This window comes from Shewanella sp. NKUCC01_JLK (assembly GCF_019345615.1).
GTDB lineage: Bacteria > Pseudomonadota > Gammaproteobacteria > Enterobacterales > Shewanellaceae > Shewanella > Shewanella oncorhynchi.
Genome location: NZ_JAHKRD010000009.1, coordinates 26,446 through 41,819 on the forward strand (window position 1 = coordinate 26,446; position 15,374 = coordinate 41,819).

15 protein-coding genes are annotated in these 15,374 nt (G+C 46.8%); 4 read left to right on the top strand and 11 right to left on the bottom strand.

Features of this window, described 5'->3' with window-relative positions:
* Positions 1-113 precede the first annotated feature (113 nt).
* From KO537_RS11005 to KO537_RS11015, 3 genes are read left to right on the top strand one after another with little or no spacing between them, the layout of a single operon-like run.
* The gene (locus KO537_RS11005; RefSeq protein ID WP_219234476.1) at positions 114-1,028 is read left to right on the top strand and encodes an SDR family oxidoreductase; all 915 of its coding nucleotides are present in this window, start codon (positions 114-116) and stop codon (positions 1,026-1,028) included.
* An 8-nt stretch (positions 1,029-1,036) separates the two neighbouring features.
* Positions 1,037-2,347 (top strand): HAMP domain-containing sensor histidine kinase, encoded by a 1,311-nt coding sequence (locus KO537_RS11010; RefSeq protein WP_219234477.1) that lies wholly within the window; start codon positions 1,037-1,039, stop codon positions 2,345-2,347.
* The gene (locus KO537_RS11015; protein WP_105251231.1) at positions 2,344-2,895 is read left to right on the top strand and encodes a response regulator; all 552 of its coding nucleotides are present in this window, start codon (positions 2,344-2,346) and stop codon (positions 2,893-2,895) included. Before KO537_RS11010 ends, KO537_RS11015 begins: the two co-directional genes overlap by 4 nt.
* A 183-nt stretch (positions 2,896-3,078) precedes the next feature.
* Here the strand turns inward: KO537_RS11015 and KO537_RS11020 are convergent, their stop codons facing one another.
* The 3 genes from KO537_RS11020 to KO537_RS11030 all read right to left on the bottom strand — a co-directional run bounded on the left by KO537_RS11020 (position 3,079) and on the right by KO537_RS11030 (position 8,295).
* Complete coding sequence (locus tag KO537_RS11020) at positions 3,079-5,412, bottom strand: M4 family metallopeptidase (RefSeq protein ID WP_219234478.1); 2,334 nt, start codon at positions 5,410-5,412, stop codon at positions 3,079-3,081.
* A 523-nt stretch (positions 5,413-5,935) separates the two neighbouring features.
* Positions 5,936-6,643: an SDR family oxidoreductase gene (locus tag KO537_RS11025; protein ID WP_219234479.1), complete on the bottom strand. Its 708-nt coding sequence runs from the start codon at positions 6,641-6,643 to the stop codon at positions 5,936-5,938.
* A gap of 86 nt (positions 6,644-6,729) precedes the next feature.
* A complete protein-coding gene (locus KO537_RS11030; RefSeq protein ID WP_219234480.1) occupies positions 6,730-8,295 on the bottom strand; it encodes a cryptochrome/photolyase family protein in 1,566 nt (521 codons plus the stop codon).
* Positions 8,296-8,817: 522 nt separating this feature from the next.
* On the opposite strand from KO537_RS11030, the gene KO537_RS11035 reads away from it, so the two are divergent.
* Positions 8,818-9,294, top strand: coding sequence for a hypothetical protein (locus KO537_RS11035; protein ID WP_219234481.1), 477 nt, complete (start codon positions 8,818-8,820; stop codon positions 9,292-9,294).
* Positions 9,295-9,328: 34 nt separating this feature from the next.
* On the opposite strand, the gene KO537_RS11040 is transcribed toward KO537_RS11035, so the two are convergent.
* The 8 genes from KO537_RS11040 to KO537_RS11075 form a co-directional block, all read right to left on the bottom strand.
* Positions 9,329-9,913 carry a DMP19 family protein gene (locus KO537_RS11040; protein ID WP_219234482.1) on the bottom strand — a complete coding sequence of 195 codons (585 nt, stop codon included), beginning with the start codon at positions 9,911-9,913 and terminating at the stop codon, positions 9,329-9,331.
* A gap of 119 nt (positions 9,914-10,032) precedes the next feature.
* Positions 10,033-10,419, bottom strand: a complete 387-nt coding sequence (locus KO537_RS11045) for a DUF971 domain-containing protein (RefSeq protein WP_063883307.1) — start codon at positions 10,417-10,419, stop codon at positions 10,033-10,035.
* A 194-nt stretch (positions 10,420-10,613) separates the two neighbouring features.
* Positions 10,614-11,942 (bottom strand): HslU--HslV peptidase ATPase subunit, encoded by a 1,329-nt coding sequence (hslU, locus tag KO537_RS11050; RefSeq protein ID WP_219234483.1) that lies wholly within the window; start codon positions 11,940-11,942, stop codon positions 10,614-10,616.
* Positions 11,943-11,961: 19 nt separating this feature from the next.
* Positions 11,962-12,486: an ATP-dependent protease subunit HslV gene (gene hslV / locus KO537_RS11055; protein ID WP_006083300.1), complete on the bottom strand. Its 525-nt coding sequence runs from the start codon at positions 12,484-12,486 to the stop codon at positions 11,962-11,964.
* Between the two features lie 144 nt (positions 12,487-12,630).
* Positions 12,631-13,206, bottom strand: a complete 576-nt coding sequence (locus KO537_RS11060; protein WP_219234484.1) for a prepilin-type N-terminal cleavage/methylation domain-containing protein — start codon at positions 13,204-13,206, stop codon at positions 12,631-12,633.
* A 180-nt stretch (positions 13,207-13,386) separates the two neighbouring features.
* Entirely contained in the window at positions 13,387-13,938 is a 552-nt protein-coding gene (locus tag KO537_RS11065; RefSeq protein ID WP_219234485.1) for a dihydrofolate reductase family protein, read from the bottom strand.
* Positions 13,939-13,953: 15 nt separating this feature from the next.
* A complete protein-coding gene (locus tag KO537_RS11070) occupies positions 13,954-14,229 on the bottom strand; it encodes a hypothetical protein (protein ID WP_219234486.1) in 276 nt (91 codons plus the stop codon).
* Positions 14,230-14,645: 416 nt separating this feature from the next.
* On the bottom strand, positions 14,646-15,248 hold the full coding sequence (locus KO537_RS11075) for a response regulator (RefSeq protein WP_105251242.1): 603 nt from the start codon (positions 15,246-15,248) through the stop codon (positions 14,646-14,648).
* Between the last annotated feature and the right edge of the window lie 126 nt (positions 15,249-15,374).

The window sequence follows — 15,374 nt, forward strand, 5'->3', positions numbered from 1 at the left end:
TGCATGAGTTAACCTTAAGTAAGTTTGGTTTAGAAGAGTAAACAAGTGCGTTGAATATGAAAAGCTTTTAGAATTGTTAGCCATAAATATGCGTTGAAACTGAATGGGGCGATATGGCTAAGATTATGGTAACAGGCGCGACAGGGCTACTCGGCCGAGCAGTTGTAAAACAGCTTGAATTAACGGGACATCAGGTTATCGCCACAGGTTTTAGCCGCGCAAGTGAACGAGTGCATAAACTCGATCTTACCGCCCCTTTGGATGTCGAGGTATTTATCGCCCGCGAGCAACCGCAAGTGATAGTGCACTGCGCCGCCGAGCGTCGCCCCGATGTCTCCGAGCAAAATCCGCAGGCGGCATTGGCACTTAACTTAACCGCCAGCCAAGCCTTAGCTATGGCAGCTAAGGCCAATAACGCTTGGCTTATCTATATTTCCACTGACTATGTGTTCGATGGCACTCAACCTAAGTACGCTGAAGATGCAGCAACTCATCCGGTTAATTTTTATGGTGAATCTAAGTTAAAGGGCGAAGAAATCGTGCTAGACACTAGCGCTGATTTTGCCGTGCTACGCTTGCCAATCCTTTACGGCCAAGTAGAAAAGCTGAGTGAATCTGCTGTGCTAGTGCTGGTTAACCAATTGATTGAGCGTCGCGCTCAGGGTGTTGATCATTGGGCGATACGCAGTCCAACCTCGACCGCCGATATTGCCCAAGCCATAGACAAGATGATTGCACAGCATATTGAACATTCTACCGTGCAGGGGATTTATCATTTTAGCGCCGCCGAGACTATGACTAAGTATCAGATGTTGTTGACCTTAGGAGAGATTTTACAACTTAGCACAGCGCACTTAACGCCTGAGTCTACGCCGACAGATAACGCCAAGCGGCCAAGGGATTGCACCTTAAGCTGTGCGCGTTTAGCTGCGCTGGGGATTTGTTCTGAAATTAATTTTGCCACTGGCGTGCGCCAAGCATTAACACAATCGAGTGGTGCACTTGCCACGCTCGGACTCACTCTGTAGGAATCGCCATGGCTAAGATCTTAGGGACCAGTCTACAGGCTGCCGACCAAGTCGCATTACTGCGAACCTTAGGTTTGCTGCTGCAAATAGGCTTAACCACGTTTGCCGCCGATACTTTTGGTCTTAGCCTGCAAATGGAGCCGTTAGTGCATGTGTTAGTGCTGGAGGTGTTATACCTTTCGCTCACATTGGCGCTACGTAAACCCTTATTTGCTAAGGAGCGCGGCCTCTTTATTGCGCTCAGCTTAGACACATTATTTTGGATATCTTGGTTGCACTTTTCCGGCGGCGCGACCAATGCGTTTATCTCGTTATTACTGTTGCCGATTGCACTTGCGGCTGTGACTTTGCCAATCTGGGCGCCTTGGGCACTGACGGCAATTTCAACCTTTGCCTACAGCCTGATGATCTTTACTGTGCCCGAATCCCCCATGCAGCATCACGGTATGGACATGAGTTCCCACTATTTAGGCATGTGGTTCAACTTTGTGATTTCAGCATTGGTGATGACAACCAGCGTGGCGTTAATCACTAAGCGTATGCGCCGCCAAGATGCGCAGTTAGCCTATATGCGCGAAGGGCAATTGCGTCAGGAGCAACTCTTAGCCCTAGGCACAGTATCGGCGCAGATGGCACATCAATTGGCCACACCGCTCTCGAGTCTGAGGTTATTACTCGATGAAGTAAAAGAAGACATGAGTGATACCTCGATAACGATTGTCGAGATGGAAACTGCATTAGGTCGCTGTGAACATACGCTTGCCGAGCTGAGATTAGCGACAGAGTCGATCCGCGATCGCCGCCAGCGCCCACTAAAGATCATTGAGCTGGTGGATAGTTTAAAGCAAAAAACCTTGTTGTTAATGCCGCAAACTGAACTGAATTGGTTGATCACTTGTATGCCTGAACAACTGGCAGAGCAAAGTATTCTGACTGATATGACTTTAACGCCAGCCATCATGGCCTTGATTGAAAATGCTGCCCGCGCTAGCGCCGAAACCATAGGTGCGCCGCAGGTGGATATCAGTGTAGATATAGCGCCAAGCGAAGAGCAGATCTACTTGCAGATCCGCGATTATGGCACCGGTATCGCGCCCGATTTATTACCACAGTTGGGCACCTTACTCATAGAAAGTCCCAAGGGTTTAGGTGTCGCTTTGCTACTCAGTCATGCCAGTTTAGAGCGTTTAGGCGCTGAGTTGATTTTGGCAAATCATCCCCAAGGTGGCACTGTGGCACAAATTCGTTTCACTATATTAAGGGCGCCGGCGCCGTCTGTATCGCACAAGACTAAGGCTAGTGACGAGGTAAGTTCATGAAACGTTTGTTGATTGTAGAGGATGACCTTTCTCTTGCGAGTATTTTAGGGCGCCGATTAACACGCCATGGCTTTGAATGCCGATTAACCCATGATGCCAGTGATGCACTGCTGGTGGCGCGGGAATTTCGTCCTAGCCATATTCTTTTAGATATGAAGCTTGCCGAAGCCAATGGCCTAGGGTTAATTGTGCCGCTGCGTCATCTGCTGCCCAAGGTGACTATGGTGTTACTCACCGGCTACGCCAGTATCGCTACAGCGGTGGAAGCGATTCGCCTCGGCGCCGATAATTATTTAGCTAAACCTGTGGATACCCAAACCTTGCTCGCCGCACTGGAAATGGATGGGCATTCCCATACTCTTCAAGAAGATGAAGTCGACGATTCGCCACTTAATCCTAAGCGTTTGGAGTGGGAGCATATTCAGCAAGTGCTCAATGCTAACCAAGGCAATGTGTCCGCCACGGCTCGCCAATTGGGAATGCATCGTCGCACCTTACAACGTAAGTTGCTCAAAAAACCTGTGGGTGAAAGTGGACATTTGAAGTAACGATTCATCCACGTGTGGGCAAGGGGCAACAGCCTAAGGCAAACCTGATGAGGTGCTGAGCCGTTTAACCATAAAAAATGCCACTCAAAAGGGCTGAGTGGCATTAACAAGAAAACGAGAAGTGAATCGATGAATTAGCGCTAGGATTTGACGCTAGCGCCACTGCACGATTAGGTTATGCGATTAAAAAGTAACGATTTCTTCGTTTGAGCAAGGGCCGTTAGTTTCACATACTTTATAGGTGAAGCTTGCGCCAGCTAGGTCGGTGAAACGGTCAATAAACGATGAGCTGCTTGAAGTACCCACAGCAACACCGTTACGGAAGATAGTATACTCATCAGCGTTGTGACCATCCCATTCGAGTGCAACACGTATGCTACCGCGACGAGATTTGTTCGCATTTTTTACTGCCATTTCTAACGCGACTTCAGGGACTTCAACCGCAAATTCTGCCGAAGTGCTTGCTGTTGCGCCATCGTTGTCAGTTACAGTCAGTGTCACTGTGTAGCTGCCTGACTCGGCATACTGATGATTGACACTCGCACCTGCGGCATTTGTACCATCACCAAAATCCCAGTTCCATGACGTCAGGTCGCCATCGCTGTCAGTACTGGTGCTTGTGAAGCTGCCGTTACCGTTAGCAAAGCTTGCAGTAAAGCCTGCGGTTGGAGCTTGGTTTGGTGTGTCATCGCCGTCATAAGCACCCACTAGGCTTACACCTGTGTAGCTGCTATAGCCGCTGACCATCACCCAATAAGTTCCCGTTTGAGCAGGATCAATAGCACAGCTTTCGGCATTACCTGACTTGTATGGACGGCAATCATAGCTGCTAGACGTCGGCGCTTGACCAAATTTAACATACATGTCCGCATCACCTGTGCCGCCTGACATATTGAAGCTCAGGTTAGTTGCACCGCTAGCGACATCGAGTTTGTAGTATTTTTTGCTACCTGACGCACCCGCTAAACCTGTCACAGCAACACCGTTGGCGAGTTCAGTGGCTTCTGGTGGTGGCGGTGGTGGTGGCGTTTCACAAGGTGTGATACCCACAGCGGCAAACGCAGTAACCACATCGTTAGCATTTAAGCCTAAGTCAGTTGCGGCCGATTTAACACCACAGGCGCCTTGCCAGAATAAGCTGTCCGCCGTCCAATATAATTGGTTAGCGACTACAAATGTTTGGAATGCTTTGCGTGTATCCCAACCCGGTAAGTTAGCTAAAGTGTAGAAAGCTTTATTGAATACACCTGAACTGTGGTGCACGTCGATGCCATCATAGTAATCGTCGATATGACCGATTGAGATACCGTCTAAGGTTGGATCTGCCATGTAGCGCAGTGCACCGCTGCCTTTAAAGATATCGGCGCCGACTAACCAGTCGTTTGTGCCGTGCATGTAAAATTCAGCGGCTTCACCCGCCATATCTGAGAAGGCTTCGTTCATGCCGCCAGATTGATCTGCGTAAACCAGCCCTGAGTTTTGCTCAGTGAAACCGTGGCTCACTTCGTGTGCCGAGACATCTAAGCTCACTAATGGGTGGAAGGTTGTTGCGCCATCACCGAAGGTCATAGCGCTGCCGTCCCAGAAAGCGTTTTCGTAGTTGTTGCTGTAGTGAACTCGCATCGTTAACTGAAAGGTTAACGGTGCAGTGTTGTACCACTCGCTATACATCTTGTAGATCACGTTGCCGAAGTAGTGCGCATCGTTTAATGGCGAGTAAGCACCGTTGATCTCTTTGACTGTATTGCGCGGACAAGTATAAGAGAAGGCTGTTGCGCCTGATGTGGCACCGTTTAGGTTAACGGTTTTCACGTTAGGAGAGTTCATGGTGCAAGTGTCACCGCTCACTTCAACGTCTAAGCTAGAAAAATCAGTACCGTATTCGTATTGGCCAGTCTTAATATTACCGCCTGGACCTGTGCCCGTTGCAGCGTGATTAATCCCTTCCCAACGCTTAATCACTTCACCTGAGTGCGCGTCAACCATAGTGAATGGGCGGCTTGGCTCATCACCATATACTACAAATGAAGTCACATAAACGAGGCGAGTTTTAGCGGCATCATCGAGGTAAAGCCATAATTTTGCTTGTTTGTTTTCAGCTTTTAGACCTGCAACGGCTTTGTCAGATTTGCCACGGATCGCAATATCTAACGCTTTGTTAGCCGTTAAAGTGGGTTTGACAAAATCAGCCGATTTTTCAATATTTTTTAATACGCGGCCAGACATGTCGCTGTAAAAGCCCATGCTCGATTGTGACGTCGCAACAGAGAAACCATAAACCGGTACACCATGGAAATATTGTTGTAAACGTTGTTTTTGCTTGCCTTGACCTAGGTTGAGTTTTTTCTCTACTTTGAGTTGGCTACCTGCGTCTAAGCTGAACTGAGACACTAAGTTATTGCTTGAAGACGCGCTTCTAAGAGTGCCGACATCGATAACATCAGCAGCAAATGCCGATGTGCCTAAAGTGGCCGACACCGTAATGAAGAGTAGCGACAGTTTTTTGTTTAGCATCATGCTTGAAATCCTTTTTCCGTTTTGTAAATAACGTTGGAATGCCATACAGCTTAACTGGCTCGGGCGAGCGTTTTTTTATTGTGATTTCTACAGGGTCGTCGGCATCCCTCTGCCATGGCCGAATAGAATGAGCTGTTGCTCAGGCGGAAATTCTCAGGGTTTTATTCTGCGCAAAGCGTGAATGACCGCATGACCTTAGATGTTATTTAAATGTAAAAGTGTTAACAATCGTACAAAGGAACTATCTTCAACGTTCATTTAGACGCTTTTAAATCTGAATTAGGACTTTTGGGTAATAGCGATTTAGCCAAGCGGAAGGGTGATGCACTTGAGTGTTTTAAAATAATTTAATGATTTATTTCAATTGTTTATTTTTCAGTGTTCTTGAAAAGGCTTAGTTAAGGATGGGTCTGTGCGTTGGTAGGCATCATCCTATCAAGGGGTTGAGATCCTCGGCTTTGATTTATTAACTTAGAAAGACTCCATCGGAGTTGCCGCTGTTTGACATGCTCTTCAGCTTATTTCACCAAGGTAACTCTGTGCCATCGTAGGCAAAAAAACGCCCTGTTTGTGCGGGTGTAGCATTGGCAATGATGGGCAGTAAGCAGTTGGCGACATACTCAGGTGTAAACAGTTTGCCTTTGGGGACACTCTGTTGAAATGGCTGAGATAATGGCGTGTCTGTCGTGCCCGGATGCAGAGACAACACCACGCCGTGTTTCATGGTGCGTTGCCACTCAATCGACAGTGTTTTGAGAAACATATTCAGCGCGGCTTTTGAGGCGCGATAGCTGTACCAGCCCCCTAATTTATTATCGGTAATACTGCCGACTCTCGCCGATATCACCGCAAATCTTGCCGAGTGGCTTTGTGTTAATGCCTTAGCAAAGTGCTTTGCCAACATGATGCTGGGTAGGGTATTGAGCGTTAAATTGTGCTGGAAAAAGTCGATATCAAGTGACTGTAGGCTTTTTTCTGGCCCTTTATCTTGGGTGTGTAAAATTCCAACACAGTTAATAATCCAGTCTAATTCAGTGAGTTGTTCGCTTAGCTGTTTAATCTCAGCTTCATTGGTCACATCTAATGCATGCCATTGGATTTTCTCCTGCCTGTCTTGGGGAAGATGATGCCAGTAGGTGGCGTGCACGGTTGCGTTGGGATAGTTTTCTTGAATTCGCTTAACTATGGCTTTGCCAATACCCCCACTCCCGCCGACGATAAGTACTTTCATCACAAACTCTCCTATCCAAATATCTATATCAAGCTATTTATATCAATGAGTTACTATATCAATGAGTTACGCTTAGCATTACTTCGCTACAAACGGTTTAGATGAACGAGGTTGTGTTCCGCTGTGGCTAATATGGCGCTTCTTACGGACTCGTCCATTTTGTCCCAAGTCTGGTATAGCATGCCGATCCTAGGATTTTGCGACAATCGCGCGCGGTGTTTTTCCATAAAATGCCAATAAAAGCTATTGAACGGACAGGCAAGTGCACCGCTGCGCTCTTTTATTTTGTAATGACACCCGCTGCAATAATCACTCATTTTATTAATGTAAGAGCCGCTGGCGGCGTAGGGTTTAGTGCCGACAATGCCGCCGTCGGCAAACAATGCCATGCCGCGGGTGTTGGGCATTTCAACCCATTCGATGGCGTCAACATACACGCCTAAATACCACTCATCGACTTGATTTGGCTCGATTTCGGTTAATAAGCAGAAATTGCCGATCACCATTAAGCGCTGAATATGATGGGCGTAGGCAAAATCTAATGATTGGGATAAGGCTTGTCGCATGCAGCTCATCTTAGTGTCGCCATGCCAAAAATAATCGGGCAGCGTCCCATGGGCATCGAGAGCATTAGTGCTGGCGTACTGCGGCATATTGGCCCAGTAAATGCCGCGAACATATTCTCGCCAACCTAATATCTGTCGTACAAACCCTTCAACTTGGGCGATATCAATCTCAGCATTCGTTTGATAACTGTCGATGGCCGCATTGATGACTTCTAACGGGCTGATTAATTTACTGTTAAGGCTGAATGATAGTCGACTATGGTACAAGCTCCACTTGGCGGGATGTTGCGCTGTCATGGCATCTTGAAAACGGCCAAAGGAAGGCAAGCAAACCTGACAAAAATACGTTAATAATTCGAGGCTTTGCGCACGGTTTATCGGCCACAGCAATGGCGCATCAATACGACCCATGGTCGGGATTTGGTGACGCTCAAGCCTAGCGAGAATTTCAGTTACATCGAGGCTAAACATTAATGGCTCAGGCAAGACTTTTATATCCTGAGTTTTAAGCTTCTGACGGTTGCTGGCATCAAAGTTCCACTGCCCGCCGAGTGGTTTCCCGTCATGCATCAAGATGTTATAACGCTTACGCATGCGGCGATAAAAGTGCTCCATCATAATGTGTTTGCCGACGGGGAACTGCGCATCGATTTCGTCAAAGGGCAAGATAAAGTGCTCTGTATCGACACAGTTCACCACGGCTGTGTTGAGTTTAAGCTGACTTAATTGCTCAAGTAGGCGGTATTCATCAGGCCTTTGGTATTCAAACTTGATCGCGCCAACCTGTGTTACCTGATGTTGAATGAGCCCCAGTAGATCGCTATAGCCCTGAGTGTTATTGAAGGTGTCATCAAGGGTGAGATAGAGCACTTGATGCCCTTGCGCGCGCAGCTCTTGGGCAAATTGTGCCATTGCCGCAAAGAAGGCACATATTTTTTGCACATGATGCGTTACATAAGTGTTTTCTTGGTGCAATTCTGCAATCACATACAGCACTTGATCATCAACACGGTTAAACCAAGAATGCTGGGCATTGAGTTGATCGCCTAAAATTAACCTGACTGTATGGAATTGCTGTAATTGCATTAAGTGGACTCGTTGAATGACAATTTTCAATTGAGGGTTACGGTTAAATGGGGGATTGGGATCAATCTGAAGGTAGCTTTACAGGGGGAAGTTTTATCGCTGTGATTTGGGATTGGTTAACTTCTTTGAATACTGAATCAGGTTAAATTATTTTAAAGCAAAGTCGTGGGGCTTCACCCCACACCCGACCAAGGAGGACTGCTCGTCCTATCCTCCTTGGATTCTCCAAGACGCCCCTAGCGAAGTTACATGCATTAGTTACTGGTCTCATACTCCAATAAAAATTGCCTAACGGCTCAGATGGGACATCCTTGTCCCTCCGAGCCTGCGCCATCATCCATGATGTCGCCACGGCATTTTTATCTACGTATTTCGACAACTTCGCAGGGGAAGGTGAACTCCTGAAATTTCAGTGTTAGCTTCTAATCTCAAAAGAATTTTGCCTGTCCTATCTTTTTCATTATTTTATAGTATGTTACTCAATTTTAATGCGTCACTTAACGCAGCAGGAGCTTAGTTCGTATGCGTGAATATGATGGGATTGAAAAGCGTTACCAAAGGCCAGATGCCGATTTAGCTAAAAGTTTAATGATTATCGAAAATTTATTGGGTTTTACGCCGCTAGAGGATAGGTTGGAATTTGATTTGTCTTTTTGGGCTGGCGGTTCAGGTGTATTCGATAAGTTGGCGGTTTCATGTTCTGTGACTCCCGAGCAAATGAAACTCGCTCAAGATAAGTTGAGACTCTATTCCCCAGAGGCAGCGATAGCATTGGATGAATGGCGTGATGATTTTATTTGGTTAGTGGAGGATGAAGACGTTTGTACTGATGTGTTGGTTAGGTCGGCGCATTTTATTAATCAGAATAAAGCGCCATTTCAAGATGTTTGTCTTAAAACGCAATCCATTTATTTCGCTTACATGAGTGATGTGAATGGCTGGACTGCGGTATGGGGTCAGCAAGATAGGCTCAATTATGCTTATTTCTGCCAAGGATAGCCTTTATCTTTAAGTGATTACCGACAATCGCCAGTTAAGTCTTATTTACCAGTCCGTAATCAAGGGCGTAGCTTTTAAGCTTGGCATCGAGATCATCTAGATCTTTATAAAACTCGTCATCGAGCTTATCGAGTACGCTGTACAGGTCTTGGTTATCGGTTGCGGCTAAACGACGATCTCTGTCTATTGGTACTGGCTTTTCGCCAAACACGGCCTGTTTTGCTTGGTGCAATAAGTTTAACGAGTGGCTTGCTCCCATTTGGATAAGTCCACGCTCAGCGAAGGCGTAATGCTCACCTGAAGAGTTGTCGAAATACTGAATAAATCCACCATTATAGACCTCGCCAGATAAGCAGTTCACCGCATAGTAGTTTTGTTCCTCTGGTCTAAGCGTATAAAAACCTTGATCTTTGTTATGTACCCTTACAACAAGATCTCGCCAAAAGGCTCGAAAGGGACAGGTTTTATCGAGTTCACGCTCTTGTTGGTAGTATTCCTTCGCACGCTCGAGGTTTGCACGTATGCCATTTTTGCAGGGCATGCATAAACCCTCATTTTTCTCGGCGGTACTCGGAAGGATTAAGGTGTTACATTCTTGGCAGGGGATTTTTTCCGACATGGTCTTTCCTTTGATACTCAAGTCAGTAAGAGAAGTCACAGCTTCACAAGCTACCCATTGTTAAATTCTCTGTTTCTAGAGTTTACATCCCACAATTAAGCGTCTATTTACCTAACGTACTAGTTGTACTTTATATTCATCGCAATCAGCGGTTCGCGTGAGGCTTTTTCTGCGCGTAGGCGGGCGAGGTATTTTTCCCATAGATCCACTTGGTGGGTGGCGAGATCGTAGAGCACTTTCCACGAGAATAGACCTGTGTCGTGGCCGTCATCGAAGACGATTTTAACTGCGTAATTACCGACGGGTTCTATGGCGCTGATGTTGACGTTTTTCTTGTGGGTGACCAGCTTTGGATTACCGTGACCATGCACTTCGGCCGAGGGCGAGTAGACTCTGAGCATCTCGCAACTGAGCTGATATTGCTCACCATTGTCGAAACTGATTTCTAGAATGCGCGATTTACGTTTCAGTTTAAGATCGGTGACATTGGGCGTTGCTGTGGTCATAGGTTGGCTACCAAGAAAATGTTAAGGATAGGATAACGACTCATTAAAATAACACCTGACTAATGTAACCACTCGCGGCCAAGGATACAAAGGGTAAGCGAGAGCCTTGGTCAGGCTTTTTCGTTTAAGTCACACTTTTGTATTTGAGTCGTTTACCGCCAAGTCGTTTGAGCTTGGCGGTGAACGGTTTAGTACTAGAGGATAAAGCGGCTGAGATCTTCGTCTTGGACTAAGTTATCTAAGTGGGCGCTGACATAGTCGGCGTCGATAACAAAGGCGGAGCCCGATTTTTCCGATGCCTCGTAGGAGATATCTTCCATCAGCCTTTCCATCACAGTGTGTAAACGACGGGCGCCGATGTTTTCGGTGCGCTCGTTCACTTGCCATGCGGCTTTCGCAATGCTGTCGATACCCGATTCGCTGAATTCAACTTTCACGCCTTCTGTGCCCATCAGCGCGATATATTGCTCGGTGAGCGAGGCGTGTGGCTCGGTTAAAATGCGTTTAAAATCATTAGCTGATAGCGCATCTAACTCGACACGGATCGGTAAACGACCCTGTAATTCAGGAATTAAATCCGACGGTTTAGACATCTGGAATGCGCCAGAGGCGATAAACAGTATGTGGTCGGTTTTTACCATGCCGTGTTTTGTGGTGACAGTGCAGCCTTCGATCAGCGGCAGTAAGTCACGTTGTACGCCTTCACGGGAAACGTCTGGGCCTGAGGTTTCGCCGCGCTTACAGATTTTGTCGATTTCGTCGAGGAACACTATGCCGTGTTGCTCAACCATTTCAATGGCTTGTTCTTTTAAATCTTCTTGATTGACCAGTTTGGCCGCTTCTTCTTCGATCAATAGCTTAAAGGCTTCTTTGATCTTCATCTTGCGACGTTTTGCTGGTGCTTGGCCCATGTTTTTAAACAGACTTTGCAGCTGGTTGGTCATTTCTTCCATGCCTGGAGGCGACATGATTTCAACACCAATTTGCGGTTGGGCTAAATCGATATCGATTTCTTTATCGTCTAATTGGCCTTCGCGTAGCTTTTTGCGGAAGACTTGACGGGTATTTGAGTTGGAATCGGTTTCAGTGCTTTCCCAGTCGTTTTTCGGCTTAGGCAACAGGGCATCGAGAATGCGCTCTTCGGCATTTTCTTCGGCGCGTTGGCGACATTTGCCCATTTGCTGCTCGCGGGTCAGCTTGATGGCGATATCGGTCAAGTCGCGGATGATTTGCTCGACTTCCTTACCGACATAACCCACTTCAGTGTATTTAGTGGCTTCGACCTTGATAAAAGGCGCGTTCGCCAGTTTGGCTAAACGGCGGGCAATTTCAGTTTTACCAACGCCCGTTGGGCCAATCATCAGAATATTTTTTGGAGTGACTTCTTGACGGAAATCCGCGTCAAGTTGCATCCGGCGCCAGCGGTTACGCAGGGCGACAGCAACAGAACGTTTGGCCTTTTGTTGGCCAATAATGTGTGCATCCAGCTCGTGGACAATCTCACGGGGGGTCATTTCAGACATAATATTCCTCACGGGCTGTTTAGTAATTGAGTTCTTCAATCGTTTTGAATTGATTGGTGAATACGCAGATATCCGCAGCAATAGTCAGGGATTTTTCGGCGATTTCTAAGGCTGACAGCTCAGTATTTTGCAATAGTGCAAGGGCCGCCGCTTGGGCATAGTTGCCGCCTGAACCAATGGCGACTAAGTCATGTTCTGGCTGAACGACATCACCATTACCTGTGATGATCAGCGAGGTTTCCGCATCGGCCACGACTAACAGGGCTTCGAGTTTACGCAGCATACGGTCGGTACGCCAATCTTTGGCGAGCTCAACGGCCGAGCGCAATAAGTGGCCTTGGTGCATTTCGAGTTTGGCTTCGAAACGCTCGAATAGGGTGAAAGCATCGGCGGTGCCGCCTGCAAAACCTGCCAGTACCTTGTTGTGATATAAGCGACGCACTTTTTTGGCGTTACCTTTCATGACGGTATTGCCTAGGGAGACTTGGCCATCGCCGGCGATGACAACTTGATTATTACGGCGTACTGATACGATAGTGGTCACAATGAATCCTCTTCTGGCCCGCAGCAAAAGTTGCGGTGGATGATGGGATATATATGGGGATGGATGACAATAATTCAAGTAATCGCGGCAAATGCCAAAGGAGTTTGCGATCTTTCGCGCTCCTTTAGCAATAAAAATAAGCGCTTATTGGGAAAGGGTGGATCGACCTACAATAGTGCGGCCATCGAAGGGATAGTATTTAAGATCCCAGTTTTCACTGCCGAAGCTGCGATCGTCAGAGACATAGTTGAAAATGCAGTAAGCATTGGGATCTTTTATGTCGACGGCACCATACCAGTAAACAATGTCGACATTGGGAACTGTGCGCCAAGAGTATTGATCGGCAATGACAAATTCATTATTAGCCAAAAGACCTTGCCATAACTGACCACAATAATCGCCCTGCAATTTAGCACCGGCATCAGCGGTTGCAGTCTCTATTCCCAGTGGAAATCCTGTGGTGGTCGAGTCGAGTTTTCCGTCACCATAACAGGCGAGATCTTGGGTATAACCTGAGTGACCGCCCGCAAGCCAGCAACTGTGATAAAGCTTAACACCAGAGGTAAAGGCCGCAAATGTGGTTTTGGCTCTGGCATCGTGGGCATCTTGGCCTAGGTTTAAAAACCGTGGTGCTGCGACGACGGCCAAGATCCCAAGGATGATAATGACCACAACCAGCTCAATTAATGTAAAGCCCTTCGATGACTGCAAACGACTCATATTGCTCACCTATTTGTTAGAGGACAATATTCTAACGGAACTTTGATTTGCAATCAGTAAGTCATTGATAATATTTAGTTTTTTAACATTATTGTTACATGGCTCTACAGTAAGATGGCAAGCCGCAAAATGGCAAGCCATCACTTCATCTTTCAATGCCATCTGCCGAATGTAAACGGCTTATAAAGCCGTTTTGTCTATAACACGATAGCGGGTTTGTACGTAGCCATTGTCGTACTGCTGCGTGTGAATTGGCATTAATTGAATCGCTTGAGCTAAGTCGCCAAAGAGGGGAATACCTTTACCCAGTAAAGTGGGGATGCGAGTGAGCGTGAGTTCCTGAATTAGCCCTGCCGCTAAAAAGCCTTGGATTGTTTGGCCGCCATCGATATAGAGATGCTTAAAGCCACGGGTTTTGAGTTGCTCGCTAATGCTTGCTGCATCGCCATTTAGCACTTGCACATGCTCACTTAACGCCGACGGTACTGTTACACCGCTGCGACTTAATACAAACACTGGGATATTTACATAGGGCCAATCACAATCGAAGGAGAGGACTTTTTCAAAGCTTTTTCGTCCCATTACAATCGCATCGATAGTGTCGATAAAGGCATGATAACCAAAGTCTTCATCGGGATTAGTACTGGGGTGCTGATTTAAAAAGTCGATATCCCCATCGGGCGTTGCGATATAACCATCGAGGGTCGCGGCAATAAAAACGGAGGCTTTCATTCATCTTCCTTAATGCTATTTTCGAGCGTGTTTCTCTAATGATTCTTTCAGTGCTTGTTGTTGAGCTAGGCAGTCTTGTTTTGCTTTGCCCGACATATCGTTACACGTTTGACCTTTATCTGGGCTTTCCAATATGGCGGCTGCAACATAAACTGCGGCGTCGGCTGCATTGCATTCTTGTTTGCTGTAGGGGGAATTTGTATCACATTTTGAATTAAGTGGCCCAACGCAGCCACTCATACAGGTCAAGACTAAGGTGCTAAAGCTGAGTAATATTAAAGGTTTGAACATTCGCTCTTCCATGATTCATATTATTTAAGGCGGTTGGAAAGTATATAACTGCTTTGCAGACGGAACTAGAACTGGATCGTTCCATTTCCACTTTAGTTGTTATCTTGGAGGAAGGCATTCGCGGATGGAAGCAAAAAAATCCCCGAGGGTATAGTTACCCTCGGGTGGAGGTTCAAAAAGCAGTGGATTTCTTGAGCGCCTGCGGGGCACAAAGGAAGGAACCTATGGTGTGATTGTGCGGGCTGATACGATATTTCACAAAGCCAAATGCGCAAACTGCGACAGCTTGTCGCAGGCTGGATGAAAACTGTGTAGTTACGGTATCTTGAATGGGCGGGGTAAAAAGGGTTTAACGTTTAAATCCTTATGCGTGGCGAGAAGGCTTAACGATTGTTTAGTGACCACGGGTGATTGACTTATAAGACAGAATTCAGGTTGCCTAAGTGCTGCACTAGCTCTGCCATATTGTTCACTTCGAGCTTTTTCATGATTTTTGCGCGGTGCACTTCAATCGTGCGCAGGGATAAAAACATCGCCTCCGATATTTGCTTGTTAGTCATGCCTTGGATCACATGGGCTAACACTTGCTGTTCGCGCTCAGTCAGTTGGTCAAACTTATGCTGCAGACTTTGCTGTTCGAAGGCCGCTTGGCTTTCACGCTGCGCCTTTTCAATCGCTTGTACTAATGCCTTGCCGGACACTGGTTTTTGAAAAAAATCGCAGGCCCCCTTACGAAAGGCGCTTAACGCCATAGGTAAATCGCCGTGGCCAGTGAGAAATATCACGCCTAGCGGGCTGTGGGTTTCCAGTAATTTTTGCTGCACTTCTTGGCCGGTGATTTCTGGCATTCGACTATCTAAAATCACGCAGCCCGCCTGTGATAATGCACAGTGCTCAAGGAAGTCGCGGCCGCTGTTGAAGGTTTGCACTTGATAGCCAAATTGTCCGAGCATAAAGCCCAGTGAATCCAGAATCGCTTCATCGTCATCGACTAGATAGAGTGGCAATTTTATCGACATGGTGTTCCTTGTAGGGCGGTAAGCATGCTATCAGCTTAAGCTGGGTGCAGAGTGGGCTCAATTTTAAGCCTAGGTCTTGGGAGATACATCACTAAATTAGCCTATTCCCTCTGGGCATAAACCAGA

Excerpts from the sequence above, each read along its gene's own strand:
- KO537_RS11005 (WP_219234476.1), top strand. The coding sequence starts at position 114 with ATGGCTAAGATTATGGTAACAGGCGCGACAGGGCTACTCGGCCGAGCA.
- KO537_RS11030 (WP_219234480.1), bottom strand. The coding sequence starts at position 8,295 with ATGCAATTACAGCAATTCCATACAGTCAGGTTAATTTTAGGCGATCAA.
- KO537_RS11035 (WP_219234481.1), top strand. The coding sequence starts at position 8,818 with ATGCGTGAATATGATGGGATTGAAAAGCGTTACCAAAGGCCAGATGCC.
- KO537_RS11075 (WP_105251242.1), bottom strand. The coding sequence starts at position 15,248 with ATGTCGATAAAATTGCCACTCTATCTAGTCGATGACGATGAAGCGATT.
- KO537_RS11020 (WP_219234478.1), bottom strand. The coding sequence starts at position 5,412 with ATGATGCTAAACAAAAAACTGTCGCTACTCTTCATTACGGTGTCGGCC.
- KO537_RS11070 (WP_219234486.1), bottom strand. The coding sequence starts at position 14,229 with ATGTTCAAACCTTTAATATTACTCAGCTTTAGCACCTTAGTCTTGACC.
- hslU (WP_219234483.1), bottom strand. The coding sequence starts at position 11,942 with ATGTCTGAAATGACCCCCCGTGAGATTGTCCACGAGCTGGATGCACAC.
- KO537_RS11015 (WP_105251231.1), top strand. The coding sequence starts at position 2,344 with ATGAAACGTTTGTTGATTGTAGAGGATGACCTTTCTCTTGCGAGTATT.
- KO537_RS11060 (WP_219234484.1), bottom strand. The coding sequence starts at position 13,206 with ATGAGTCGTTTGCAGTCATCGAAGGGCTTTACATTAATTGAGCTGGTT.
- KO537_RS11040 (WP_219234482.1), bottom strand. The coding sequence starts at position 9,913 with ATGTCGGAAAAAATCCCCTGCCAAGAATGTAACACCTTAATCCTTCCG.
- KO537_RS11065 (WP_219234485.1), bottom strand. The coding sequence starts at position 13,938 with ATGAAAGCCTCCGTTTTTATTGCCGCGACCCTCGATGGTTATATCGCA.
- KO537_RS11010 (WP_219234477.1), top strand. The coding sequence starts at position 1,037 with ATGGCTAAGATCTTAGGGACCAGTCTACAGGCTGCCGACCAAGTCGCA.
- KO537_RS11025 (WP_219234479.1), bottom strand. The coding sequence starts at position 6,643 with ATGAAAGTACTTATCGTCGGCGGGAGTGGGGGTATTGGCAAAGCCATA.
- KO537_RS11045 (WP_063883307.1), bottom strand. The coding sequence starts at position 10,419 with ATGACCACAGCAACGCCCAATGTCACCGATCTTAAACTGAAACGTAAA.